Annotated in this window: 23 protein-coding genes; 11 read left to right on the forward strand and 12 right to left on the reverse strand. The window is 64.5% G+C overall.

Annotated features, from left to right (window positions below):
• The first annotated feature begins 19 nt into the window (after positions 1-19).
• Positions 20-622, forward strand: coding sequence for a TetR/AcrR family transcriptional regulator (locus ABD017_RS02885; RefSeq protein ID WP_343879933.1), 603 nt, complete (start codon positions 20-22; stop codon positions 620-622).
• Between the two features lie 26 nt (positions 623-648).
• Positions 649-1,560: an alpha/beta fold hydrolase gene (locus tag ABD017_RS02890; RefSeq protein WP_343879935.1), complete on the forward strand. Its 912-nt coding sequence runs from the start codon at positions 649-651 to the stop codon at positions 1,558-1,560.
• A 66-nt stretch (positions 1,561-1,626) separates the two neighbouring features.
• Here the strand turns inward: ABD017_RS02890 and ABD017_RS02895 are convergent, their stop codons facing one another.
• The gene (locus tag ABD017_RS02895; RefSeq protein WP_343879937.1) at positions 1,627-2,469 is read right to left on the reverse strand and encodes a TonB C-terminal domain-containing protein; all 843 of its coding nucleotides are present in this window, start codon (positions 2,467-2,469) and stop codon (positions 1,627-1,629) included.
• 322 nt (positions 2,470-2,791) lie between these two features.
• Here ABD017_RS02895 and ABD017_RS02900 point away from each other — a divergent pair, with 322 nt between their 5' ends.
• The 6 genes from ABD017_RS02900 (at position 2,792) to ABD017_RS02925 (ending at position 9,094) form a co-directional block, all read left to right on the forward strand.
• Positions 2,792-6,445: a methylmalonyl-CoA mutase family protein gene (locus ABD017_RS02900; RefSeq protein WP_343879939.1), complete on the forward strand. Its 3,654-nt coding sequence runs from the start codon at positions 2,792-2,794 to the stop codon at positions 6,443-6,445.
• 3 nt (positions 6,446-6,448) lie between these two features.
• Positions 6,449-6,988 carry a nucleotidyltransferase family protein gene (locus ABD017_RS02905; RefSeq protein WP_343879941.1) on the forward strand — a complete coding sequence of 180 codons (540 nt, stop codon included), beginning with the start codon at positions 6,449-6,451 and terminating at the stop codon, positions 6,986-6,988.
• Positions 6,951-7,154: a hypothetical protein gene (locus ABD017_RS02910; RefSeq protein ID WP_343879943.1), complete on the forward strand. Its 204-nt coding sequence runs from the start codon at positions 6,951-6,953 to the stop codon at positions 7,152-7,154. The genes ABD017_RS02905 and ABD017_RS02910 overlap by 38 nt, the downstream gene beginning before the upstream one ends.
• A gap of 628 nt (positions 7,155-7,782) precedes the next feature.
• Complete coding sequence (locus ABD017_RS02915; protein ID WP_343879945.1) at positions 7,783-8,301, forward strand: RHS repeat-associated core domain-containing protein; 519 nt, start codon at positions 7,783-7,785, stop codon at positions 8,299-8,301.
• A gap of 116 nt (positions 8,302-8,417) precedes the next feature.
• Entirely contained in the window at positions 8,418-8,729 is a 312-nt protein-coding gene (locus ABD017_RS02920; protein WP_343879947.1) for a hypothetical protein, read from the forward strand.
• Positions 8,729-9,094 (forward strand): hypothetical protein, encoded by a 366-nt coding sequence (locus ABD017_RS02925; RefSeq protein WP_343879949.1) that lies wholly within the window; start codon positions 8,729-8,731, stop codon positions 9,092-9,094. Before ABD017_RS02920 ends, ABD017_RS02925 begins: the two co-directional genes overlap by 1 nt.
• A gap of 100 nt (positions 9,095-9,194) precedes the next feature.
• Here the strand turns inward: ABD017_RS02925 and ABD017_RS02930 are convergent, their stop codons facing one another.
• A complete protein-coding gene (locus ABD017_RS02930; protein ID WP_343879951.1) occupies positions 9,195-9,899 on the reverse strand; it encodes a transposase in 705 nt (234 codons plus the stop codon).
• Between the two features lie 214 nt (positions 9,900-10,113).
• On the opposite strand from ABD017_RS02930, the gene ABD017_RS02935 reads away from it, so the two are divergent.
• Complete coding sequence (locus tag ABD017_RS02935) at positions 10,114-10,950, forward strand: glycoside hydrolase family 11 protein (RefSeq protein WP_343879953.1); 837 nt, start codon at positions 10,114-10,116, stop codon at positions 10,948-10,950.
• Between the two features lie 229 nt (positions 10,951-11,179).
• Here the strand turns inward: ABD017_RS02935 and ABD017_RS02940 are convergent, their stop codons facing one another.
• From ABD017_RS02940 to ABD017_RS02950, 3 genes are all read right to left on the reverse strand, one after another.
• Positions 11,180-12,403: an XVIPCD domain-containing protein gene (locus tag ABD017_RS02940; protein ID WP_343879955.1), complete on the reverse strand. Its 1,224-nt coding sequence runs from the start codon at positions 12,401-12,403 to the stop codon at positions 11,180-11,182.
• 34 nt (positions 12,404-12,437) lie between these two features.
• On the reverse strand, positions 12,438-13,046 hold the full coding sequence (locus tag ABD017_RS02945; RefSeq protein WP_343879957.1) for a hypothetical protein: 609 nt from the start codon (positions 13,044-13,046) through the stop codon (positions 12,438-12,440).
• Between the two features lie 573 nt (positions 13,047-13,619).
• Entirely contained in the window at positions 13,620-14,492 is an 873-nt protein-coding gene (locus ABD017_RS02950) for an SMP-30/gluconolactonase/LRE family protein (RefSeq protein ID WP_343879959.1), read from the reverse strand.
• Between the two features lie 181 nt (positions 14,493-14,673).
• Between ABD017_RS02950 and gndA the strand changes: the two genes are divergently transcribed.
• Positions 14,674-16,083, forward strand: a complete 1,410-nt coding sequence (gndA, locus tag ABD017_RS02955) for an NADP-dependent phosphogluconate dehydrogenase (RefSeq protein ID WP_343879961.1) — start codon at positions 14,674-14,676, stop codon at positions 16,081-16,083.
• A 203-nt stretch (positions 16,084-16,286) separates the two neighbouring features.
• Here gndA and ABD017_RS02960 read toward each other — a convergent pair whose 3' ends face one another.
• The 3 genes from ABD017_RS02960 to ABD017_RS02970 form a co-directional block, all read right to left on the reverse strand.
• Entirely contained in the window at positions 16,287-16,829 is a 543-nt protein-coding gene (locus ABD017_RS02960) for a protein tyrosine phosphatase family protein (RefSeq protein ID WP_343879963.1), read from the reverse strand.
• Between the two features lie 182 nt (positions 16,830-17,011).
• Positions 17,012-17,785 (reverse strand): PEP-CTERM sorting domain-containing protein, encoded by a 774-nt coding sequence (locus tag ABD017_RS02965; protein ID WP_343879965.1) that lies wholly within the window; start codon positions 17,783-17,785, stop codon positions 17,012-17,014.
• Between the two features lie 248 nt (positions 17,786-18,033).
• The gene (locus tag ABD017_RS02970) at positions 18,034-19,359 is read right to left on the reverse strand and encodes a dicarboxylate/amino acid:cation symporter (RefSeq protein ID WP_343879967.1); all 1,326 of its coding nucleotides are present in this window, start codon (positions 19,357-19,359) and stop codon (positions 18,034-18,036) included.
• Between the two features lie 313 nt (positions 19,360-19,672).
• Between ABD017_RS02970 and ABD017_RS02975 the strand changes: the two genes are divergently transcribed.
• Positions 19,673-20,119: a BLUF domain-containing protein gene (locus ABD017_RS02975; protein WP_343879969.1), complete on the forward strand. Its 447-nt coding sequence runs from the start codon at positions 19,673-19,675 to the stop codon at positions 20,117-20,119.
• Positions 20,120-20,155: 36 nt separating this feature from the next.
• Here the strand turns inward: ABD017_RS02975 and ABD017_RS02980 are convergent, their stop codons facing one another.
• The 4 genes from ABD017_RS02980 to ABD017_RS02995 form a co-directional block, all read right to left on the reverse strand.
• Positions 20,156-21,079 carry a hypothetical protein gene (locus tag ABD017_RS02980; protein WP_343879971.1) on the reverse strand — a complete coding sequence of 308 codons (924 nt, stop codon included), beginning with the start codon at positions 21,077-21,079 and terminating at the stop codon, positions 20,156-20,158.
• A 193-nt stretch (positions 21,080-21,272) separates the two neighbouring features.
• Positions 21,273-22,010: a hypothetical protein gene (locus ABD017_RS02985; RefSeq protein WP_343879973.1), complete on the reverse strand. Its 738-nt coding sequence runs from the start codon at positions 22,008-22,010 to the stop codon at positions 21,273-21,275.
• A gap of 463 nt (positions 22,011-22,473) precedes the next feature.
• On the reverse strand, positions 22,474-23,274 hold the full coding sequence (locus ABD017_RS02990; protein ID WP_343879975.1) for a PEP-CTERM sorting domain-containing protein: 801 nt from the start codon (positions 23,272-23,274) through the stop codon (positions 22,474-22,476).
• Between the two features lie 314 nt (positions 23,275-23,588).
• Complete coding sequence (locus ABD017_RS02995; protein WP_343879977.1) at positions 23,589-25,607, reverse strand: DUF2075 domain-containing protein; 2,019 nt, start codon at positions 25,605-25,607, stop codon at positions 23,589-23,591.
• Positions 25,608-25,677: the final 70 nt, after the last annotated feature.

Raw genomic sequence — 25,677 nt, forward strand, 5'->3', positions numbered from 1 at the left:
TCGTGCTATTCCTTCGCCCATGAATACCCCCGCCGCCACCGGAAAGCGCATCGCCACGCGCGAGACCATCCTCGACCACGCCTATGCGCTGGCCTGCCACGGCGGGCTGGAAGGCCTGTCCATCGGCAGCCTGGCCGCCGACGTGGGCATGTCCAAGAGCGGCGTATTCGCGCATTTCGGTTCGCGCGAGGAGTTGCAACTGGCGGTGCTCGATGCGGGCGGCCAGCGTTTCATGGCCACGGTGCTGGCGCCCGCGCTGAAGCGACCACGCGGCCTGCCGCGGCTGCGGGCGATCGTGGCCAACTGGTTCAACTGGGGCCGCGAATTCCAGAGCGGTTGCGTGCTGCTGTCGTCGGCCAGCGAATACGACGGCCGCCGCGGCCCGCTGCACGACCGCGTGGTGGAGCAGATGGCCGGCTGGCGCCGTGAGCTGTGCAAGGCGATCGAACAGGCCGTGGCCGAAGGCCACCTGCGCGCCGACACCGACGCCGAACTGCTCGCCTTCGAGATCTATGCGCTGATGCTCGGCCTGCATCACGACGGCGGCTTGTTCGGTTTCGATGAAGCCAAACGCCACGCCGAGCGCGCGTTCGAGCGCCTGTGGCGCAGCTGGCAAACCTGAGGCCCACCATGTCCACCGGAACGCCGATGCATCGCCCCGCCTTCTCCGCACGCCTCAAGCTGGGCGTCGTTCGTGCCGCGTTCGCGCTGGGTGGACGGCTGGCGCCTGGGCGTACGGTCAACCGCGCCGCGCGTCTGTTCGCCACGCCGTTCGCCAGCAGCCGCCGTCGCGCGCAGGCGGCGCAGGCGGGCAGCGACATGCGCCGCGGCCAGTTGCAGGTCAACGGCGAAACCATCGCCACCTATGTCTGGGGCGACCCCGCCACGCAGCCGTATGCGCTGCTGCTGCACGGCTGGTCCAGCTTCGGGCTGCGCTTTCTTCCCTGGGTCGACGCGTTGCGCGCGCTGGGCTTGGCGGTGGTCACGTTCGACCAACCCGGCCACGGGCACAGCAGCGGCAGCCTCTGCACGTTGCCCGAGTTCACCGCCACCGTGCGCGCGGTGGGCCGCCATTACGGCAACGCCGCGCTGGCCATCGCCCATTCGCTGGGTGGCGCCGCGCTGGCGTTTGCGCAGGACGAGCAGTGGCGCGCGGAGAAATGCGTGCTGGTGGCGCCCGCCGCCGACATGCACGCGGCCGCGGGCCGCTTCTTCCGCCTGGTGCGACTGGGCGAACACCTGCGCCAGCCGTTCTTCGCCTGGCATCGGCAACGCACCGGCATCGACGTGGATGATCTGCAGATCGCACGCCGCGTGCGCGACTACGGCCAGCCCTGCCTGGTCGTGCACGACCTGGACGACGAGGACGTGCCGTGGGGCGAGGGCGAGCGCTATGCCCGGCATTGGCCCGGCGCACGCATGCTCACCACGCAGGGGCTGGGCCATCGCCGGGTGCTGGATGCGCCCGAGGTGGTTGCTGCCGTGATCGCTTTCGCGCGCGGCGGGTCGGTGGGCGAGCGCGTGGTGAGCTCGCCCAACCTGCCGTACGGTGTGGCGTAGCGACACGCCCGTGTTGCCGTGGCCGCCGCCGGGCGGTGTGGCCCATCACCCGGCCGTGGCGACGTATCAGCCGTGGTCGAGCGTGGACAGCAGCACCGGCCCTGCGCCATCGGTACGCACGCTGCCGTCGGCGAGCGCGTCGGCCGCGTTGAGGTCCGGCTTGTGGAGCCAGGGCGCCGGCGTATACGGGCCGGGCACATAGCTGACCCAGGTCGTGTTGCGCGGGGGCGCATTGTGGTCGTTCAGGGCGTAGTTGACCGGAACATGCACGGTCCAGCTTTCCTGCGCGGCCAGCGGGCCGGTGGTGGGAATCTCGAAGCGCCACTGGCGCGCCGCCTTCAGGGCCGAGTCGGCCAGCACGGCGCGGAACTGCTTGAGCAGAGGATCCGGCCCGAGGTTGCCAAGATTCACCTGTTCGGCCACCGCGTCGACCACGCGACCGCCGCGATCCAGCCGCAGCGCCAGGTACACCGTTCCCTGTACGCGGCCGCGGATGGCCGCCTCGGGATACTTCGGCGGGAACATCTTGTTGATTTCGGCACGGCGCACCGCATCGGTGGATGGCGCGTCGCTGTCGCCGAAGCTGGCACCCTTGATGCGCGCGGTGTAGTTGCCGTCGGGCTTCTTACCGAGCACCACCCGCACGTGCATGGTGGATTTGGCCACCACGGGCGCACCATCGCGAAGCACGGGCTGGAACCGCCACTGCGAGACGGCCTTGCGCACCAGGTCCACGATCGGCTGCCCGTACTTTTCCGGCTCGTCGACGACCACGGCCTGCACCGTGCCGTCCTGGGCGACCACGAGGGTTCCATTGACGATGGCGGAGGCTTCGATATCGCTGCTGGAGCTCGCCTGCACGACCATCGCGGCCAGGGCGAGGATGACACCGAGCATCAGTCTTTTCATGCGTGTTTTCCCTGGATGAGACAGCGTTGAACGATCCGGTTGTTCCATTCGCCGGGCGGCTTTCGGCAACCGCGCCGCGTCCGACGACTCATGCTTTCACGGCACCCCGCGCGCCTTTTCGCGACAGCCCTTCGGCCGGTTTCCGATGGATGCCGTGCCGCCGGCGGCAAGTATGCGAGCAGGCAGGGCAGGGCGTAAATCGCCCCGGACAACGGCTTGCGCCATCGCCTCCAGCGGCCTGGTTGCACGCGCTGCAGCAAGCCCTTGGCGACAGCCGCCACTAGAATCGATGCGTTGATCGCGCACGATGTACGGAGTTGCCATGAGTTCCCCCGCCAAGCACGTCCCCACCGACACGAAGCCGGCGGAAGCCACGCCGCTGCGTTTCGTCACCGCCGCCAGCCTGTTCGATGGGCATGACGCGGCCATCAACATCATGCGGCGGATCATCCAGGCGCAAGGCGCCGAAGTGATCCACCTGGGTCACAACCGCTCGGTGGAAGACGTGGTGCGCGCCGCCCTGCAGGAAGACGCCGACGCCATTGCCATCTCCTCTTACCAAGGTGGCCACGTCGAATATTTCAAGTACATGATCGACATGCTGCGCGAGCGCGGCGCCGGCCACATCCGCGTGTTTGGCGGCGGCGGTGGCACCATCACGCCGGAGGAAATCCGCGAGCTCGAGGACTACGGCGTCGAGCGCATCTACCACCCCAACGACGGCATGAAGCTGGGGCTGGTGGAGATGATCGAGGATGTAGTTGCGCGCGCGGCGCGCGCGCGCGAATCGGGAATAGGGGATCGGGAATCGGTAAAGACAACCCCCGACATCGACGACGAGATCAGCATCGGCCGCATGTTGAGCGCGATCGAAGATGGCGCCTTCAGCGACGCCGAATTGACCGAGCTACGCCGCGCCTGGGCAAGCGCCACCCGTTCCCCGTTCCCTGTTCCCTGTTCCCAGCCAAGCACGCCAGTGCTCGGCCTCACAGGCACCGGCGGCGCCGGCAAATCCTCGGTGGTCGACGAGCTGCTGCTGCGCTTCCTGCACGCGTTCCCCGACATGCGCATCGCCGTGCTCGCCGTCGACCCCACCCGCCGTCGCTCCGGTGGCGCGCTGCTGGGCGATCGCATCCGCATGAACTCGCTGCGCAGCCATCGCGTCTACATGCGCTCCATGGCCACTCGCCGCCAGCACGCCGCCACCAACACCGTGCTGCACGACTGCATCGCGTTCCTGAAAAGCCAGCCCTACGACCTGGTCATCGTGGAGACCGCCGGCATCGGCCAGAGCGATTCGGAGATCGTCGACCTGGTCGACTTCCCCGTCTACGTGATGACCAGCGACTACGGCGCCGCCAGCCAGCTGGAGAAGATCGACATGATCGACTTCGCCGAGCTCATCGTGCTCAACAAGTTCGACAAGCGCGGCGCCGAAGACGCCCTGCGCGACATCCGCAAGCAGTGGAAGCGCAACCGCACCGCGTTCAACGTCAGCGACGACGACGTGCCGGTCTATCCCACCATCGCCAGCCAGTTCAACGATCCGGGCGTCACCTGGATGTTCGCGAACCTGTGTCGCCTGCTTCGCGAAAAACTGCACCTCGGCGCGGAGCCTGACGGCACCGACCCTGTAGGAGCGCACCCTGTGCGCGATCACGCGGCGTCGAACGGCGATAAAGAAGGCATCGCCCACAGGGTGGGCTCCTACACCAGCAAATGCGACTGGAAGCCCAACCTCGACACCACCCTGAAAGAACCCCGCGCCACCGTCCTCATCCCCGGCGCCCGCATCCGCTACCTCGCCGAAATCGCCGAGCAGGGCCGCGCCATCAACAAGGCCATCGAAACCCAGGCCGAATTCGCCAGCAAGGCGCAGCACTACTACGAGTCACTGAAGGAGCTGGGCGATCCGTTGCTGCCCAAGCCCCTCGACCTCTACGCCCGCGACGCTCTGAATGCTTCCCTTCCCCCGCCTGCGGGGGAAGGTGCCCAACGGGCGGATGGGGGCACGGCCTCCGCCGATCCCTCCATGCTCCTCCTGCGCCAACGCTACAACGCCGCCCTGAAGGAACTCACCCACGAAGCCATCCGCCAACTCCGCGACTGGCCCGCGCTCTACGCCTCCGTCACCGCCGACATCAACGAATACAAGGTCCGCGACAAGGTCATCCGCGTCGACAACTACCGCGACTCCCTGAGCCACCAGAAAATCCCCAAAGTCGCCCCGCCGAAATCGAAAGACTGGGGCGAACTCGTCAGCTTTCTCGGCCGCGAAAACCTGCCCGGCCACTACCCGTACACCGGCGGCGTCTACCCGTACCGCCGCAGCGGCGAAGATCCCACCCGCATGTTCGCCGGCGAAGGCACGCCCGAGCGCACCAACCGGCGCTTCCACTACCTCAGCCAGGGCGGTGCGGCCACGCGCCTGTCCACCGCGTTCGACTCGGTCACCCTGTACGGCGAAGACCCGGCCCCGCGCCCGGACATCTACGGCAAGATCGGCAACTCCGGCGTCAACATCGCCACCCTCGACGACATGAAGAAGCTGTACTCCGGCTTCGACCTGAGCGACCCGCACACCTCGGTGTCTATGACCATCAACGGCCCCGCGCCGATGATCCTGGCGATGTTCATGAACACCGCCATCGACCAGAACGTGGAGAAGTACCTCAAGGAAGACGACCAGCGCTGGGCCACCGCGCAGCAGCGCATCGACAAGCTCTACAAAAACACCTCGCGCCCGCAATACCACGGTGATTTACCGAAGGGTAACGACGGCCTGGGCCTCGGCCTGCTAGGCGTCTGCGGCGACGAACTGCTCGACGCGGAAACCTACGCCCGCATCAAGGCCGACACCCTCACCAAGGTACGCGGCACCGTGCAGGCCGACATCCTGAAGGAGGACCAGGCGCAGAACACCTGCATCTTCAGCACCGAATTCGCGCTGCGCATGATGGGCGACATCCAGCAGTACTTCGTCGACCACAAGGTGCGCAACTTCTACTCGGTCAGCATCAGCGGTTATCACATCGCCGAAGCCGGCGCCAACCCGATCAGCCAGCTCGCCTTCACCCTGAGCAACGGCTTCACCATCGTCGAGTACTACCTCGCCCGCGGCATGAAGGTGGACGACTTCGCGCCCAACCTCAGCTTCTTCTTCAGCAACGGCATGGACCCGGAATACACCGTGATCGGCCGCGTCGCCCGCCGCATCTGGGCCCGCGCCATGCGCGAACGCTACGGCGCCAGCCCACGCAGCCAGATGATGAAGTACCACATCCAGACCTCAGGCCGCTCCCTGCACGCGCAGGAAATCCAGTTCAACGACATCCGCACCACGCTGCAGGCGATGTATGCGCTGTTCGACAACTGCAACAGCTTGCACACCAACGCCTACGACGAAGCCATCACTACGCCCACCGAAGAAAGCGTGCGCCGCGCCGTGGCGATCCAGATGATCATCAACAAGGAACTCGGCCTCAACTTCAACGAGAACCCGTGGCAGGGCAGCTACGTGGTCGACACCCTCACCGACCTGGTGGAAGAAGCCGTATACAAGGAGTTCGAAGCGATCAGCGAGCGCGGCGGCGTGCTCGGCGCGATGGACACCATGTACCAGCGCGGCAAGATCCAGGAGGAGTCGATGTACTACGAGCACAAGAAGCATGATGGCTCGTTGCCGCTGATCGGCGTGAATACGTTCCTGCCGAAGGATCATGGCGGGGAAATTGCCACCGAGATCGAGTTGATCCGGTCGACGGAGGAGGAGAAGGGGGCGCAGATTGCCAATGTGAAGCGGTATGGGGAGGCGCGGAATGCGCTGGCTGCTGATAGCCTCAAGGTGCTACAGACGACGGCGCGGGATCGGCGGAATGTGTTTGAGCAGTTGGTTGAGGCGGTTAAGTACAACTCGTTGGGGCAGATTTCCCATGCGTTGTATGACGTCGGCGGCGAATACCGGCGGAACATGTAACGCATGTCCCGCCTTGTCGAACAGATCAAGCAGGCCGTCGCCGCGTTTGTGGGCTGCAAGACCACGCCTGCGCTGATCGGCGGTCTGGCGCTGGCAGCACATCAGGTGGTGCGCGCGACGCGCGACGTGGATTTCCTGGCCGACGCGGACGATGCGGATCGGCTGCACGAGATCCTGTTGTCGCTCGGTTACCGCTGCGTCCATCGCAGCGAGGACGCGGCCAATTACCTGCGCGAGGACGAGGGCCTCGATCTGCTGTACGCGCATCGCCCAACAGCGCGACGCCTGCTCGCCGACGCCGAGGAGCGTTTCACAGCCATGGGGCCGCTGCGCGTCATCAGCGCCGAAGGCCTGATCGGCTTCAAGCTGCAGGCGCTGGTCAACAACCCCTCCCGCACGCGCGACTTCGATGACATCCGCGCGCTGTTGCGCGTGCAGCGCGGCCGGCTCAACATGGTCGAGGTACAGGAATACTTCGCGCTGTTCGATCGCAAGGAAATGCTGGATGAACTACTCGCCGAAATCGCCAACGACAAAGCATGAAGGCGTCCGCGAGCCGCTGGTCGGCAGCGACGTGCTGGATGTCGTGCAGGCGGGCAGGGGCGATCTGTCGGATTGGGTGGAGTTGATGGAGGCGGTGGAGGCGTTGTGCCCGGTGTGGCCGAGGGCGGAACGGCAGATGGTGAAGCAGTTCGAGTTCAAGCTTTGAAGAATGCCAAGGCGGGCTTAACTTCCTCCGTCCCGGTTTCCAGGCGGGCTTAACTTCCTCCGTCCCGGTTTCCGGTTTCCGGTCCCGGTTTCCGCTGGACGAGTGTCAGCACGGCAACGCGCTACACGCTGCAGGAGCAAGTCAACGGCGGTAGCTGGACCAGCGTGCAGAACAGCACGGCCCGCAGCATGGCATTCAGCGGCAAGACCACTGCCAACTACGGTTATCGTGTAGTGGCATGCAACGCCAACGGCTGCGGCCAGTGGAGTGCGGCCAAGACCATCGCCGTTGGCGTGATCCCGGCCGCGCCAGCCACACCCAGCGTCCGAGCGTCAGGCCCGACGAACAAACCGGTCGTTACGGTGAGTTGGGGCGCGGTGGCCGGGGCGTCCAGCTATGTCGTCGAAGAGACCGAGCCAGGGAGTAGCGTGGGTGACACTTTCTACAGTGGGCCCAACACGTCCGCAAGCGCGCTCATTTTCGCGACCGGAACAGTGAAGTTCCGCGTAAAGGCTTGCAATGTCACCGGTTGTTCCGGATGGAGCAGCTATGGCTCGGTCACACTCCACTCCGAGCTTGGGCTGATGAGCCAGCCAGCCGAATCCGGCACAGTGCAGGGAGCTATCCAATGAACCATCGCACGCGCTCGTTGACGATACTGGGCTCATGGCTACTGCTGGCCATCACTGCACACGCCCGCACCGTGACCTATGTGTATACCGACCCGCAGGGCACGCCGTTGGCAGAGGCCGACGCCAATGGAAACATCACGGCGCGGTTCGACTACACGCCGTATGGGCAACCTGTAACCAGCATGGGAGCGGCGCCGAATGGGCCGGGGTATACGGGCCACGTGAACGATCCGGACACGGGGCTCGTGTACATGCAGGCGCGCTATTACGATCCGGTGGTGGGAATGTTCTTGAGTATCGATCCGGTCGGGCCGGAGCCGGGGAGTACTTTTAACTTCAATCGATACGCCTATGCATATAACAATCCTCTCAGATACACTGATCCAGATGGGCGATGCCCATGGTGCGCCGTGGCCGGAGCTGTCTCAGGCGCGGTAATCGGAGCCAGTACGGCCTACGTATCTAGCGGAGGCAATTGGCGCACAACAATTGCGGGGGTGCTGGTGGCGCAGTAGGCGGCGCAATAACGGGCTTAACCGTTGGCGCAGGCAGTGGGCGGGCCATAACTGTTACCGCTGGCATCACTTCTGGCATCGCGGGAGAGGGCACTGTTGAAACCGTGCAGAATGCCATGGCCCATGGCACTGACCTTAAGAGTTACGAATATTCCCCAGGAAAAATTGCCGTGGCGGGAGCTCTAGGCGTGGTCGGTACGACAAATGCGAAGGTGGCGGAGCAGTTCGCTCTTCCCGCTGCAAAGAGTGCGGTCTTGGGCACTTCGGTCGTTTTGCCCGCACAACTGGTCAGCGATCAAATTGCCGACCATCCAGGTAATCTACCTGTGATCCATCTGCCGGTGGTCGAAGGCCCCAAACCTGATGAAAGGAACGGTCCCGAACCAGATAAACTGATTCCGGTAAAAGATCATTTGGAGCTGCATTGATGATTTTCGAAGCCTTCGCGCTATTTTGTATAGGATACGTCACGGGTTTATGCTGCCTTTCAGGCATGGTGGTAGCAACGGCAAAAAAATGTTATTTCGTGGGATGGGGTGGATTGGGGCGCATAACATGGATTGTTATTGCTTGCGGCAATATACTGTTTGCGACTTTCGGCACAGTACTTATTTTCGTCTTTGCAGTAATAGGAGCTGAAGGCATTGATCGCGTCGATTATTGGATTAGGGCCTTGAGTTTTGGAGTTGGCGTGTTAGTCGGTATTGCTTTGGTGGTTGTGGCATCGGCATTGAAGATATGGAATCGGCCGGAAAAAACGATCCTGATTAGCGCCGAACCTCAGTCAAGATAGTTGCTCGCGGTACGAAGGATTGGCTCCGGACAAGGCTTGCACAGGGCAACGGCTCGCGCCAGTCGCGGCAACATCTCGCGCGAAAACGGGACGGAGGAAGTTAAATGCCACCGCCTTCGTCGTCACGGCTCGGCCGCCCGGGCCGGCGCACGCTCACCGGCCGCCCCAAGGTCTTTTCTGCCATCGCCTGAAAACGCTTGCTGCCAAAGGCGCGTTCCTGTTGCAGATACCGACGAATGGCGATCAGTTCGTCGTCACTGACGCCTTGCTCCAGCCACGTCCGGTAGGCCTCGGCGCGCAGTTGCCGTGTATCTCCCATCGCCATGAAACAGGCATGCGGCGTCACCAGGGGATCGTCGCAAAGTGCCAGATTGGCATGCACGCTGGACCAGTGGTGATGTTCGGGCTTCTCGACCATCGCGGCGCGGACCGGGTTGAGTTCGATATACCGATAGGCGGTGAGCAGGTAGCGGTCCGAGTCAACCAGGCAGGACTTGAAGCGACCTTCCCAAAGTGTTACGGTGCGTCGATGGCGTCGGTTGAATCCGGTGACGCAGGCCTGACCGAGTTGGCGCATCGCCAGTGACACTTTCCCCGGCTCGCCGGAACTGACAAGGAGGTGCACGTGGTTGCCCATGAGTACATAGGCGTGAACCTCCAGTCCGTGGCTTCCCGCGCTCTCGCGCAACAGACGAAGATAGTGCCGGCAGTCGTCATCGTCCAGAAAGATCGCGCATCGATTCACCCCGCGCTGAGTGAGATGCAGCGGAATTCCGGGGATTTCCAGACGAGCTTGGCGGGGCATGTCATTGGCCGGAGATGGGATGGCCTCAGTGTCGACGTGCTGAGCGGCGAATCGCATCGGCGGGACGACCAGTGACGGGTAGGCGCGAACCGGCTCTGAAGATGGTTAACTTCCTCCGTCCCAATTTCTCGCACCCGCGTCATCCATAGCCTTGGCTAAACGCCACCGACAGGCCATGCTGCAGGTTCGTCCCCTGATCCAGCAAAGGCCTCTCATGACCTGTCGCTACACCAAAACCCTTCTGACTTCCGCCGTGATCTTTGGTATCGCCGGTTGCGCTTCGCATCCTGCGCGTGTGGCCGCTGCGGCGCAGCCGCAGGCCCAGCCGTCCGCTGCGGCGCAAGCCAAGCCGCCGATCACCAAGTTCAAGGCGTACACCCAGCGCTTCCGTGGCGAGACGCTGCTCACGCAGAGCCATGCGACCGGTCATGTGGGCGATCTGTTCTTTACCCACTGGAAGGATGGTGGTGCGGCTTCGTTCAAGCTGGATGAGCAGGGCAATTTCAAGATCGACTGGGTGGGGGGCGACTACAACTACGTCGGCGGCGCGGGCTGGGATCATGGCGACCGCAACCGCGTGATTGGCTACCACCTCGACAAGGATTCGGGCGCCAGCTACGTAACCCTGTATGGCTGGGGCTACGACAAGACCATGGACCCGTCCGACCCGGCTCACCTGGTGGAGTACTACGTGGTCCAGCGCGGCGTGCGTACGCCGGGGCAGGGCGGTGAGGAGGGCGTTTCCTTCGTCAGCGACGGCGTGGAGTACACCACCTACCGCACGGTGCGTAGGGAAAAGCCCTCGATCAACAACACCGCCACGTTCTACCAGTACTGGAGCCGGCCCAAGGAGCAGCTGTCGCTCGGGGTTGACCACAAGATCATCTTTGCCGACCACGTGAAGGCCTGGGAAGCCAACGGCTGGAAGCTTCCGAACCTGGACAACTTCGACGCCAGCGACGACCCCACCTATCAGGTGTTCGCGGTCGAGGTGTTCATGGTCGACAAGGGCGGCACGGTCGAGGGGCGGGTCTGGGATGCGGGGAAGTAACCAGGAACCGAGGGCAGGTTCACTTGATTTAGTGAAGAAGTGAACCCGTCCGGTCAGGCTTGCGGACCTTCGTATTACGGTATCGGCACGGACAGACCCTGTGAATCACGGGGTGTCGCTCCGGGTCAGGCTGTTGCGCCATCACGCCTCGGCAAAAGAACTTTGACCCGGTTGGCGGGGCCGATTGGCGGCATCAGCCGCGACGGCCTCGCCTGCCTCGGCACCGTTCTCAAATGCTCATTGTGGGGCCGTCGTGTGCAGGGGCTTTCACCGGTGCAGGCGCCTGAGCCTCTCTCGCTTGCTGCGCAGCATGCTGCATCCACGCCGCACCGCTCTGCGCCAGCGTCGTGTTGACGGCTTCTGCGGTCTGCACATAGGCGAACGTGGGGGCACCCCTGCGTTCCACTGCGAAGGCGCGAACTCCGTCTTCGCTCAGGACGATTTCCGTTATGTGCTTGAGGCCCGCTTTTTGCGCAGCGACAGCCGCCGCCCCGGCGAGCTGATCGCTCTGCGCGTCGGACGTACGGCCCATGTTTCGATCGAGCGCGTAAACCGCCCTTTGGGCTTCGAGGTACAGCGGATACCCCGGATGATTTTCGTCGTTCAATTGGGGTTGGTGTTGATGGGTACGAATCGCCTGGTCGAGCGCCTCCCGAGTGCGCGCTCCAGCGATGCCGTCCACTTTCAGATGATGTTCGTGCTGGAAAGCCTCGACAGCGTGGCGGGTGTTTGGGCCGTAGTTTCCATCGGGCTTCAATCGCCGGCCATGAACACCGGTGTAGCCAAGGGCCTCCAGGTCGTGTTGCAGGGTGCGCGTCGCCTGCGTACAGCGGCGGTCTTCCGTTGTCACCCGGCGCTCTGGGGCTCGTTGGTGGCCCAACTTTTCACGCCACGCTTCGGTCGCGTCCTTGCGGGCCTGCAAGCCGTTGTGGCCGCCGTTGATATCGGCGCACGCAGCGGCGACGTCGGTCTGATGGCCTTTCGGAACAACGCGCGTGTCCCAGTAATGAAGGGCAATCTTGGCCGCGGTTTCGCGGTCTGCCGCCAACTCCGGATGATCGACGAAGTTCAGCCCCATCTCACGTCCGACACGGTCGTAGTTGTCGCGTCCGGTCAGTTGCACGTACCCGCGGCCGTGATAAGTCCAGCCATCGCCGGATTCGGTGTTGCCCAGATTGAGCTTTCCCCACGTGCCACCGTAGATCTTGTTGGCGATTGCTTCAGGACCATCGGCAGAAATTGCATCGGCCTGCTCAAGCGTATGCATGCCGTTGCGCCCTGGAAAAACCTCAAGCAGCCGATGGCCGGAGTAATTGAGATTTTCATTCATGCGCGCGAAGCCGCCGCTTTCCACTTGCATCTGGCCCATGAAGTTGACCAGCTCCTGCGGGTTGGTGATGCCATGGTTCCGGGCTTGCTTCAGCAAGTAGTCGGCATTGTCCTCTGACGACACATCATTCTCCGTTTGATCCTGGTGGCGGTGGCAACTACCGGGATTCGGGCAGGCCGCTGGACTCGATCTGCGGATCCTTCTTCAGCTCCAACGTCGTGTCGATGAGCTGGTCATCGCTGGTTTCGGTGATCGCTGTGGCACGGCAGGCCAGCTTCGTCGCCGGTTTCGAATGATCCAGGGGTTGCACGATCACGCCGCCGTCGCGCGAAGAACCCTCGCCGGAAATCGCATAGACGATGTATTTGTACCCGGCATTGGCAAATGAATACGCGTAGCCGCCGGTATTGCCGGCAAAGCCGAGATGGGTCCGGCTGAAGGTTGCCTTGTCGCCATGACCCGGAGCAGGAAAGCGAAACTCGGCAGCGCCGGCATGGCCGAACGCGTAATAGAAGGTCGTCGCAGCTCCACTTTTGCCTTGCGTTGCGCAAACGGAAGCGATCTTCGTTCCCTTGGCCAATGGACAGGAAAACACGACCTGATCACCCGCTGCACAGGTCGTGGAGGCCATGGCGTTTTGCTGCGCCACCGCGTCTCCGCCCGTGGTTGTCTGCTCGTGACCCTTGGCTGTCGAAGGTTCGCCAGCACTGCAGGCGCAGGAAAAGAGGCACAACAGGATCACCGAAAGCCGTTGGCGAAAGTTCATGGACGCATTCCTTGGTGAGCGTAGCCGCACAGCGGCGAAGTCGAAGGGTGGGGCTTGCGGGTGCCCTTCGACTTCGGCCTGTGGCCTACGCTCAGGGCGAACGGAGAGAGCCGACAGCCTTGCTTTCGAATTGAAGGGGTAGGAAAGCTACGGCATCCTCGCCGAATGCATCGGATTTGTGTTCCGGTTTTCATCATGACGACCACGCGTGTCGCACCGCATCGATCTTCGGCGGTGGGTGGCGAGCCAAGGGGCGTCTGGATCGCCCCGATGGTGTAGCCGCCGTTCGCCTCCGTTCCGCGGCCCACCACAAAGCAGGTGGTGGGCCACGAGACATCGAGGTCATGGGTATCAAGGCGGGCATGGTCTTCGTCCTTGAAGAAGGGGTTTACTGCGGGTTCGCCATAAGCAGGCAGTCGTCCAGCGCGTTGGCGCGCTCGCAGATGCCTGGAGCCTATCATCGAACTGACGTAACCGCAGCCGAACGGTGCTTGCTTGACCTCGTCATCTTCGCGAAGTGGGGATTCACCCTCAAGCAAGTGCGGATCGCCGCTTTGCCTTTGCGGGCCATTCCTATTCCGGCATCGGTACGGACCAGACCTTGCCCGTCGCGCGCTCGGTGAACCACAGGGTATCGCCCGCCGGTTCGACGCCTGTCGGGGTCTTCAGCCCGTCCTTGATGACGGTGACGTGGGCGGTGTTGCCGTTGATCGTCAGGCTGCTGATTTCACCGCTGCCGTTCGCCGCGACAAACAGCTTGCCGTTGGCGGCGCGCATGCCGTCCGGTCCGTGGACCGGGGCATCCATCCAGATGTCGACGGGCGTGCCGGGTTTGCCGTCGGCGCCCACGGGCACGCGATAGAGCTTGTTGAAGAAGACGTTGTTGACGTACAGCGTGCCGTCGAGGAAGGCGATGCCGTCGATGCCGAGCAGGCTGCGGTGGTCGAGATAGAGTTTGGGAACCTGGGTGCCGGGTGCGAGGCGGTAGATTTTCTGGTTGGCGGTGTCGGTGATATAGAGCGCCTTGTCCGGCCCCACGGCGAAATCGTTGCAGGTGGAGTTGTCGCCCGGAAGGGTCCAGCTGAGCTTCGGCGCGCCGGATTTCAGATCGAAGCCGCGCAGGGCGGTGCTGCGGCGCACCGGGGTGGCGCCGGCCACGGGCGTCAGCTGGCAGGTCCACAAGGTGTGGGTGGCCGCATCGGCCAGCACGCCGAAAAAGAAGGTGCCGGGGCCGGCGGCGCTGGCATCGATGAAGCGTGTTGCCGTGGTGTGGCCCTTCTTTACCGTATAGACGTAGGGTGTGCTGGCGCTGCCGACGTAGAGCGTGCCGTCCGGCCCCACGGCCATGCTCTCGGGCTGCGAGCCGCCGTCGTGGACGACGATCTCCGCGGCGCTGGACGCGGCGGTGGCGAGGAGGGCGAGGGCGAAGCAAACGGCGCGGATCATGGGCGTGTCCTTTGTCGTTGTCGTGTCCGGGTAATGTACTGAAACCGGTACGGGGCGAGTAAACCTGGCGCTCGCGTCGGATTCACTGCTTGAACAATTTCTTCACACGAGCTGGCGCCCTTGACTGCACGCTCCAGGGTTCGCCCCGTTTTGATATCAACAAGCACGAGGAGTGATCGCTATGAGTCAGCAGGCAATCGGCGTGGTCGGCATGGCCGTGATGGGTCGCAACCTGGCGTTGAATATCGAAAGCCGCGGGCACGCGGTGTCGATCTACAACCGCAGTCGCGAGAAGACCGACGAGGTGATCGCCGAGCATGGCGACAGGAAGCTGGTTGCCACCTACACGCTGCAGGAGTTTGTCGACTCTCTGGAGAAACCCCGGCGCATCCTGCTGATGGTGAAAGCGGGCGCGGCAACCGACGACACCATTGCCCAGCTGCGACCGCTGCTGGACAAGGGCGACATCCTGATCGACGGCGGCAATACCAACTTTCACGACACCATCCGGCGCAACAAGGAGCTGGCCGCCGCTGGCCTGCACTTCATCGGCACCGGCGTGTCCGGCGGCGAGGAGGGCGCCCTGCGCGGCCCGTCGATCATGCCCGGCGGGCCGCGCGATGCGTATGACCTGGTCGAGCCGATCCTCACCGAGATCGCGGCACGGGCCAAGGACGGCAAGCCGTGCGTGGCGTACATGGGCCCCGACGGCGCCGGGCACTACGTGAAAATGGTGCACAACGGCATCGAATACGGCGACATGCAGCTGATCGCCGAGAGCTACGCGATACTCAAGCACGTGCTGGGTTTGTCCAACCCGGAACTGGCCAACGTCTACACCCGCTGGAACGAAGGCGAGCTGGACAGCTACCTGATCGAGATCACGGCCACCATCTTCGGCAAGAAGGACGACAAGACAGGCAAGGCTCTGGTCGATGTGATACTCGATCGCGCGGCGCAGAAAGGCACCGGCAAGTGGACCAGCCAGAGCGCACTGGACCTTGGCGTGCCATTGCCGCTGATTACCGAAGCGGTGTTCGCCCGCGTGCTGTCCTCGCTCAAGGACCAACGCGTCGCCGCGAGCGGGCAACTCGAAGGGCCGGCCGGCAAGGCCTTCAGCGGCGATCGCGACGCGTTCATCGCTGCCGTCGGCAAGGCGCTGTATCTGAGCAAGATCGTCTCCTATGCGCAGGGGTTCGCGCAGTTGCGCGCCGCGTCGGACGAGTATGGGTGGCGGCTCGACTACGGCACCATCGCGCAGATCTGGCGCGGCGGCTGCATCATCCGCGCCCGCTTCCTGCAGGCCATCACCGACGCCTACGCCGAAAACCCCGGCCTGGCCAACCTGCTGCTGGCCCCGTATTTCCGCGACATCGCCAGGACATATCAGGTGGCGCTGCGTGACGTGGTCAGCGCGGCCATTGCCGCCGGCGTGCCGGTGCCGTGTTTTTCCTCGGCCATCGCCTACTACGACGGCTACCGCAGCGAGCGCCTGCCGGCCAACCTGCTGCAGGCACAGCGCGACTTTTTCGGCGCCCACACGTTCGAGCGCATCGACGAAAAGGGCAGCTTCCACGCGGAGTGGAGTTGACCCGTTCGGCGGACGTGCCTTGGTTTACGCGAAAAGTGGCTTCCAGATGCAGCCCCTCCCCCTGCTTGCAGGGGGAGGTTGGGAGGGGGTGACGCTTTGAGCTTCAAGTCAAAAGCACCCCTCCCCAGCCCTCCCCTGCAAGCAGGGGAGGGGGCCTTGCCTTCGCCCTCCGCGGCTCCATCAGGGAGGACGATGGCAGGTGTTCACTGCGTGGCTTCAGTGGCCTCGCTCGACCATGCGTGCAAGCGTTCGCGCACCGCGGGCCCCAGGCTTTTCATGCCCCATCGCCGACCCTCGGCCAGCGCGGCGTCGGTCGAAAGGCCATCCACCAGGGCGGCGCGCAACGCGATCATGGCGCCCACCCGGTTGCTGCTGGCGCAATGCAACAGTGTCGGTTGCTCGCCCGCGTCCCGCAGCAAGCGGTCGAACTGCCTGACGCGGGTGCGCGTGAGGTCGCCGGCACCATGGATCGGCAGCGCGTGATAGCCGATGCCGGCGGACCGCATGGCCGCCGCCTCGTCGAAATCGGGTGTCTCGCTGTCGGCACTGAGGTCGATGACCTGTGCGATGCCGGCGCGTTTCAGCGCCGCCACGTCAACCGCCTGCAACCTGCCGGATGCGACCCGATGCGGCGCCGGGAACGACACATTCGGCAAACCGGTCAGTGCGGCCTCGGCCGGCGTGGCAGCGAGGGCGGCCAGCGGAGCGGCAGCCAGCATCAGTGACAGCAGCACGAATCGAAACATGGCGGACGTCTCCCGTTGGACCAGCCAAAGGATAGCCGAGTCGTCCCGGGCCTCTGAACGGGGCGCGGGAGGTTGCATCCGATGATCCGATTTCCGTTGCCCTTGTTAGCCGTTTCCCTCTCATCCATGGCTGCCGACGCACGCAGCCATGGATGAGAGCAGGGCATCCACCATGCCGAACGTCAAACGCTGCGGGATGCCCGGCGCGATTCCGCCGACCGGCGCCAAGCGAACAGACCGAGCATGCCTGCGCCGAACAGCCATATCGAGTCCGGCTCCGGCACGCTCGCCGTGACGCCGGCGAACTGGCTGGGGCCTTCCGCATAGCCACCGCCCGCTGCGGCGGTGAACAGGGAAAGCCCGTAGGTCACGCCCGCTTCCCCCGGCGTCCCGGGGCCAAACGCATTCGCCGGCACCAGCCCGTCGCTCCAAAGCCCCAGGACGTCGCCGTTGTCCAGCGCGAACATCACGCCGAAGATGTCCAGGAAGCCGCCGTAGAACGTGTAGGGAGTGGGGCCGACCGGCGGGCATACCAGGGGCGAGCCATTCGCGTAGAACAGGTCGTCGTAGGAATGCGGATTGCCGTCGGCAACCAGCCAGCTGAAGCTTTTCGGGAGCAATTCACCGGGAGGCGCGACGCCCGGACTGGTCGCAATGATCCCGGTGATCGCCACATCGCCCCCGCCGCTGGAGAACATGCCGCTGGCTCCGGTGATGTGCTGGGCGCCCGCGGGATCGTAAGGGGAAAGCGGCGGGGAGATGTTGCTGGCCGCGTCGCTTTCGCTGTACGTCGGCTGATAGTTGCTGCTGGCGTCGGGATCGGGCGCCAACGTCAGGTCGACATAACCGCTGCCGAACGCCGCGCTGAAGTTGATTCTTACCGGGCTGGCGTTGGCATGCGAGCCAAACGCAAGCATCACCAGCATCGCACCGCTCGTCAAAATGCCTGTTTTCATCGTGATTCCTCTTATCGCGTTCAAACGCGGCGGTCTGCGTGTACGGCGTGCGCAAGGCGCATTGCAGACCCGTTCTTTTCGGAATCCCCCGACGGAGGCGAAGCATTGGATATGCCAGTCGTGCAGGCGGTTGTTTTTGCTGCAATCGGTTTTGGCAAGCCGTCTTCGATCGGCCGTTTTTTGTAAGAGGCTTCGACACTTTCCCCAAGCACCGCCGGTGCCTCGGCGCGGCGGGCTCTGATCCCCTTCTACGGCAGCGTGCTTCGCGCCTCGGCCCGCTTGAGGCTGTCATCGACGATTTGCGCGGTGACGATGTCGCTGCCCACGTTCACCGTGGTGCGCGCCATGTCCAGGAGGCGGTCCACGCCGATGATGATGCCGATGCCTTCCGGCGGTATCCCGAACGTGGCCAGCAAGCCCGCGATCATCGGCAACGAACCGCCCGGGATGCCGGAGACGGCCACGGCGCTGAGCACCGCCAGCAACAGCATGATGACCTGGGTGGCCAGGCTCATCTCGACGCCGAACACCTGCGCGACGAACAGCACCACGCAACCCTCGAACAGCGCCGTGCCGCTCATGTTCATGGTCGCGCCCAGGGGCAGCACGAAGCCCGAGGTGGTGGGGCGCAGCTTGAGTTCTTCCTGGGCGATGGCCAGCGAGGTGGGCAAGGTGGCATTGCTGGAGCTGGTACTGAAAGCGGTGACCAGCACCGGGCGGATGTTGCCGAAGAATGCCCACGGCGATTTGCGCGCCAGCAAGGCGATCCACAACGACATGGTGCCGAACAGGTGCAGCGCCATGGCCAGCAGGCAGCCGACCACGAACACGGACAGCGCCCACACCACGTCCAGCCCCACTTTCACGATCACGCTGTAGATCATTGCCGGCACGGCATACGGCGCCAGCCGCAGCGCAAAGTCGACGATCTTCGTCATCAGTTCGCTGATGAGATCCAGGCCATCCTGCAGGCGCTGGCGCTTGTCGGGCGCAAGCTGCGTGCCCGCGGCGCCGACCAGGATGGCAAACAGGATCAGCGGCAGCACGTCGCCGATCACCCCGCGGTTGTTGCCCACTACCGCGCCGAACAGGTTGCGCGGCATGAACATCTCCACCAGCAGCCCAAGGCTGAGGCCGGGTTGCTCGGCGTGCGTACGCACGCTTTGCGCGGCCGAGCCGCCGTACTCGGCCATGAGTTTCCTGGCGGTGAGCGGATCGATGTGGTGGCCCGGCTGCAGCAGGTTCATCAGAACCAGGCCAATGGCCACGCCGATCACCATGTTGGCCACGAACAAGGCGAAGGTGCGTCCGGCCAGCGGACCGAGCCTGTTCAGCTGCCCCAGCTGCACGATGCCCGAGGCCAGCGACGCGAATACCAGCGGGATGACCACGAAAAAAAGCATCCGCAGGAACACCTGCCCGAACGGGTCGAACACCGCCGAGGACACACGTTGCATGAAGGCCAGCGTCGGCGCGTGCCACTGGCCGATGCCCAGTGTCGCCAGCGCGGCCACGATGCCGATGACCAGACCCCAGAGAATGCGTGTCGCCAGCGATGTCTTGTGATTTGCCATGCGGCAACGGTACGCGATGGGGTTGCCGGCGTCACCTTGAAGCGAAAAAGCGCGACGAGCCGGTCGCGAGGGCCGGCTTGTTCGGGCTCGTGGGTCTGTCTGCGGCGGCATGCCCACCGCAGGTGTGGCGCAAGCGGCGACCCTGCCAATCTGCACTGGACCTGATCGGCCTATGGCCCCAGACTCGTCGAACGTCCGCCTTGGGCCGTGCCTGCTCCATCGCAATCGAATGCAGGCCGCGCGCAGCATTGCGAAAGACCAGGGCGTTGAATCCTGCTGCCTTCGATGCAGCCTGCAAGGTGGCAAAGCGTTGATGGACCTTTTTTGTGTGGCCTATACCAGCACGGCGCGTCCCGGGCTGAACGCGGAAGACGTCGACCAGTTGTTGGCGTCGGCACGCTCGACCAACTCCCTGCTCGGGGTCACCGGGGTGCTGCTGTACGGGGCAGGTCGCTTCTTCCAGTATTTCGAGGGGCCGAAGGAAGGCGTCGATGAAGTCTACGCGCGGATACTTCGCTCCCAGCGCCACACCGACGTGGTGGAACTCGAATTCCAGCCCATACCGCGGCGCCGGTTCAACCGCTGGTTCATGGGTTTTCGCGAGGCGCCGGCCAGCGTGTTGCAGGGCCTGGCGCAACAGCAGTGGGCCCGCGAATTGCCATGGATCGAGGGCGACCACCCGGACTCGCCGGGCATGCGTCATCTGCTTGGCCTGGTTTCACCGAACTCGTCGGAACACGGCGTGCTGGCGCCGGCCTGAGGACGCGCCGGACGGCACGTTCTTCAGCGACCACGCCTACGGGTTGGGATACGGCAGCGTTCGCGGCACCACCTTCAGCGAGAAGTCGACGTAGCGATGCTCGGCCGGCAGCGAGTTGTGGCCGATCCATTCGCCGTTGCGCGTCCACACCGATTCGTCCGCGCTGATCGTCATGCCCTGGGCGGGCAAGTCCTGCGGTATGGGATCGGGCCGGTTGCGCGGGCCATCGCAGAGCGTCAGCGAGTTGTTGATGAACTCGGACTCGCCCTCGGCGTATGTTCGCACGGCGAAGGCCGAATAGGTGCCTTCCTGCAGCGAGTCCGGTGGCGACTCCTCGTGCTTGTGGTTGCCATCGGTGCTCGTGACGTCGAGCACATGACGGCCGGACATGGGGGCGTCGAACGCGACCTGGATGCACGTGCCGTTCCCGAGGGTTTCGTCGCGGGTGGGAATCGACAAGGTGAGCCCGCGGAGCTTGCCGTTGGCCTGCACGGTTTCCTTCGAGCTGATGGTTTCGCCGTGCACCAGGGCGCGCCCGGTCCTCTCGCCGGTCAGGCTCGCGCTGCCGGAGGCGGTATTGGGAAAGGGCGGCAGCTCGTCTTCGCTCGCGGGGTGGAACATGTACTGCTTGCGGCCGAACTCCTCCCATGTGCAGGCAAGCAGGTCGGCGGTACCCTCGACCAGCGCGTGCATTTCCGTCCGGTCGCTGGCGCTGCCGTCATCGGCGTTGAACTCATGCAGGTAATCGGTGCGGTAGCGCAATTCCATATGCAGCTGGATCAGGCGCGCAAAGGGAACCAGTTCACCGGTCTCGGCGTCGACGGAGCTGCAGGCCTGCGACAGCTTCTGGCCATGGGCGGATTTTGCCGATGGCGCGTCCTCCGCCTCCGGAGCCGGGCTGCATCCGGCGAGTGAAAAGGCGAGCAGGCTTGCCAGCGTGCCGAGCGTGGTGCGTTTCATCAGGACTCCATGCGTGTCGTGTCGAACGCCGGGTAGCGGCGCGCCACCCGGATGTGCGGGAAGGTTTCAGTAGTGGTTTGTCGCGGCGCGGCCTGCGCCCCAGCCGCCTGCCGTTTTTCGGGGAGGATCATACGGGAGTAAGCCGCTTCCGCGATCCACTACCCGGCAACTGGCTGCGGGAGCGGCGGTTGATTCACTGCCCCGCGCCGCCATCGAGGAACGCCAATGCGCGTTCGAAGTCATCCGCGCCGGGATACTGGTGCGCGAAATGCGGCAGGTCGAGCAGCAAGGTCTGTGCTACGCCCCGCTCCTGATAACGCCGGTGGACACGCCGCATTTCGCGCCGATTGAAATCCCTGTCACCGGTCAGGAACACGTAGCGATTCGCGGCGATGGCGGCGAGCCGCGCCGGCTCGGCCTTGCCGAAATCGTCGGCGCCCACGATGTAAAGCGCTCCGTCGAACCGGTGCGGAAACGTCGAGATCGCCGTGCTGGCCACGCGTCCGCCGCCCGACATGCCGCCGATGTAGCGGCGCGCACCGGCGCCCAGGTAATCGCGTTGTGCCAGCGCCAGCCCCATCAGCGCGGCCAGCACGCGCTGATTGCTCGGCGCGCGGTTGCCGAAGTCGCGGGCGGCGATCCACACCACCGCATGCCGATCCAGCACCGCAGCCCAGCCGGGTGGCGGATCGGCACTGGCGTCGGGGCTGACGAAGACCAGCACGCTGCGCGGCGTGGTCGACGGCAGGCGCAAGGTCCAGGTCACTCGCTCGTCGGCCGGCAACACCGACCGCAGCGCCCGCGCCTGGTCCACCGGAAACAGCTCCGCCGCCGTGGCCGAACGCTCGATCGACAGCGGCTCGCCAGCGCCGGCGCACGCCGTTGCGCACAGCCACACCAACAGCGCCGCGGTTGCATGTCGCAGAGTCATGCGGAAAGCGTAACAAGCCGCGGCGAGTGAAATAGCCGCTTCGATGCGGATGTTGCTGGCGTGCCGAACACAACCGTAAACGGCTCGTGGTCGAGTCGGCTCCCGATTGGCGCAAGCGGGATCAGGCCATCCCGGACGCCCCATCGTCCAGCCGCTGCGGCGAGCGGTGAAGCACCGTGACAAGCGCCGTCACCCGCGCGGCGGGGGCGAGTGCGGCCAGCGCCAGCGATGCAGGCGACCTGGCCGATGCCGAAGGCGACGGTCAGCACGCCGATCAGGCGGGTCGGGTGGCGCCAGGCGACGCGGTTGGCCTCGCGCTGGGCGGTGCCAGCGCGCATCACCCGATCATGGCCGGCCTGCTCGCGTGGCAGATGTCACGCGACGCGGCGCTGGCGCGGGGACATCCGCCCGCCCGGTCAGGCGCTGACCGGCACGGGAAACGCCCAGACTTTCTGCCGGTCGGCTACGACGCCAGCTTCGCGGCCGCCTTGCGCTGCCGCAACATCACCAGCGAGATCAGCCCCAGGCCCAGCAGGAACACGTCGGCGGTCTCGGGTTCCGGAACGGTCACCGGGTCCAGCCCTTCGATGACGTCGTTGCCGCAATACATCGTCCAGTGGAAGCCGAAGCTGTTGGGGTTCAGATCCAGGTCGGACGTATCGAAGCTGAAGCTCAGGAACCCGTTGCCGACGGTCCAGGTGCCGGTGGTGTTGGTGGCGACGGCGCGCGATGTATCCACGGCGACTTCCTGGCCGTTGCGATAGACGCAGCGACCGGCGCAGTTCATGAAGTGATCCGAGAGCAGGGCGTCGGGATTGTGGTTGCCGGCGCTGCCGGCGCCCAGCGCGTAGATGGTGCCGACGCCGCCGGTGGTGCTGAAGGCGTCGTCCAGTGTGAAGGCGTACGTCCAGTGGTTGCCGTTGGCCGCATTGTCCGTGGCGTAGACGCCCGAACCGTGCGGGTTCCAGTCCGAGGAGAGGAACAGGTCGCCGTAGCCGATGCCGGTGCCGTTCCTCGTCCACTGCGACTCGGTGCCCGCGTTGCCGGCGAAATTCGTGTAGATGGTGACCGTGAGCACGCTGCCCGACCGGCTCGCGTCCATGCCGTGCACGTCGTAGATGTGTACCCCGGCGCCAGCGATGACATCGCCGTAGCCGTGCGCGTCGCCGCCATGGTAGGTGTCGGTCAGCGCCGTGGCTGACGCATTCGAGAATGCGGCCATCAGGCCGAGCATTGCGACACACATCGGAAATTTGATCTTCATGGCGTTCCCCTGTCGACGGCACGATGTCCGGAGCACGTCTGTTCCGATGTCGCCTGCGCGGCCGATCGGCAAAACGCCTCCTGATGCGATGCGACTGCACCAACCTGCTTGTGCAGCCGCCCACCCGCTCGTGAGCAAGCTCCGTGCCGATGGGGAATTGCCTTTTGATTCAGTGATCTGCCGGTGGCGCCCTCGGCAGCACGAGGTCTTTCTGTAAACCCTGCCGACGGTTGCGGCTGAACCCGAGCGGTTCGTGCGGGATGGACAACGCCGCACACCGGCTGGTTTTCGGCGATCCGATCCCGGATTTTGCGCTACAGCTGAGGTATGCCCAGGCTGGCCAGCAAGCCGAACGCCGGGTCGTAATAGCCGGGCTTGCGGCTTGGGTCATCGATGCTGCCTTCCGGAACCACGATGACCATTCCCTGTCTTGCGCGCGTAAGCAGCACCCGATAGGCGTTGAGCAGGTAGCGTTGTCGAATGCCGCTGCGAACGTGTTCCCAGCGTTTTCCCTTGAAGCTGAAGTGGTCCCATTGGTTGGCGTTCAGGCGCAGGTCGCCGTCCCACACCACGCATGTCCAGTCGAGCTCGAGCCCTTGCACCTGGAACTCCGTCGCCACGTCTTCGAGGTAATAGGACGACCGCACATCCTGCCTGTTCTCCAGGAACCAGCGGACGGGATCGACCTTGACGCGAACGTCGATCGCGTGCGGCTTGAGCCGCTGGGCCTGGGAGGACACGACGATGCCGTATCGCTCGCTGCCACGGGCCTGCTGGCGCAACCATGTTTTCGCGCGGTCGAGGCTGCGGGTCAGGCGAATGGGAAAATGGGGCAGGACTTGCGCGAGGACGTTGCGTGCAGGTTCCGTTTCCAGCGCCAGCAACAGATTGACGAACTCGGACACGCGCGCGGCGCGGAAGGATCGCATGGACGTTGCCAGGTGCAATGCATCGTCCCAATGCGCCTGGCGACGGGTTTGCAGCGCTTCCAGCTCATCGCGGGCGTGGTATTCGATTTCGTGCAACCGCGGTGACAGGTAAACCTGCCAACGGTCGAAGCGCCGACGAAGCGCGGCAAGCCATTCGCTGATGCCGGCTTCGCCGGTGTTGATTTCCTGCCCGCTGCCGACGAGGCAAACCATGACAGCCCAGTCGTCGTGACGATCCAGGCAGGAGATCAGGAATTCGGGTTCGGACTGGTCGAAGCCCTCGACGCCCTTCTTGCGGCTCATGAAACTTGCGGTCTGGTTCAGGTCCCACGCGCGCTGCGCCTCATCGAACAGCGCAATGTGTTCGATGGGCGCGTCGCCACTGGCCAGGCAGTCATCGCGGAAATGGTGCACGTTCTGGATGAACTGCTTGACTGCGCTTCGGGCCTCGCCAATGCGCAGGGCATTGCCCGATCGCTTTGCGCGCTGCACCTGGTCGCGAGCCAGCGCTTCATGCAGCACGCTTACCAGCGGGCCATTGCCGGACAGGTACACGCTGTAGAGGCTGTCTCCCCTGTCCGTGTGCCGATTGGCGATATCCAGCCCGACCAGCGTCTTGCCTGCGCCCGGGACACCGGTAACGAAGAATATCGCCTTGTCGCCACGTTGCCTCACGCCGGCAATCAGTTCGGCCAGACGGTTCGCCGTCACGTTTAGGTTCCCGGCGTCGGCCCCGCGGCGGGAAATCTCCTCCACCGTATGGCCTGCGTAAAGGGCGCGGGCGGCCTCCACGATGGTTGGGGTGGGATGGTAGCGGCCGCGCTGCCAGAGTTCCGGTTCGATGCGCCCCGGCGGAAAGTGACCCAGGCCAAGTTGAATGGCATCTGCCAGAGTCGTCGCGTTGCAATGCAATGGCCGCGGGACGCCATCGCCATGTTGCCCGGTCTCGATCTGAAGCTTTGTCGCGCCGGCCTTGGTGGCGACGACTATCGGGATGATGGGCGCATCGTGGCTGGCATCGTGGAAGTTCTTCAGGTCGAGGGCGTAATCCCAGACCTGATCGTCGGCATCGCGTGCATGGTCGCTGGCGCCCACCTTGAATTCGAGCACGAACAGGACGTGCTCGAGCACGACCACCGTATCGATGCGCGAGCCGAGGCGTGGGATGTCGTACTCGAAAAACACGGCGCCGGTGGAGGTGGCCCACGAGTGAAGCAGGTTCTTGAGGATGGCAATCTGTTCGAGCCACGCCACCTTCTGCGACAGGTCCACGGCAAAGCTGTGCCAGGTGGTCAATGCGCCGATGACGGCCTGCGGGTCCTGCGCAAGGAACCCGGCGATGGGTGCGCCGTAGCCCCAGCGCTGCCGCCGTGGTTCGATGGTATGGCTTGCCTGCGTCCCCATGATGACCAGGTTACTCGATGCGGCAGGCGCGGTGGCAAGCCACGGCGGCTCGATCGGGCTGCCCCGTCAA

This window comes from Rhodanobacter caeni, assembly GCF_039523575.1.
GTDB classification, from domain to species: Bacteria; Pseudomonadota; Gammaproteobacteria; order Xanthomonadales; family Rhodanobacteraceae; genus Rhodanobacter; species Rhodanobacter caeni.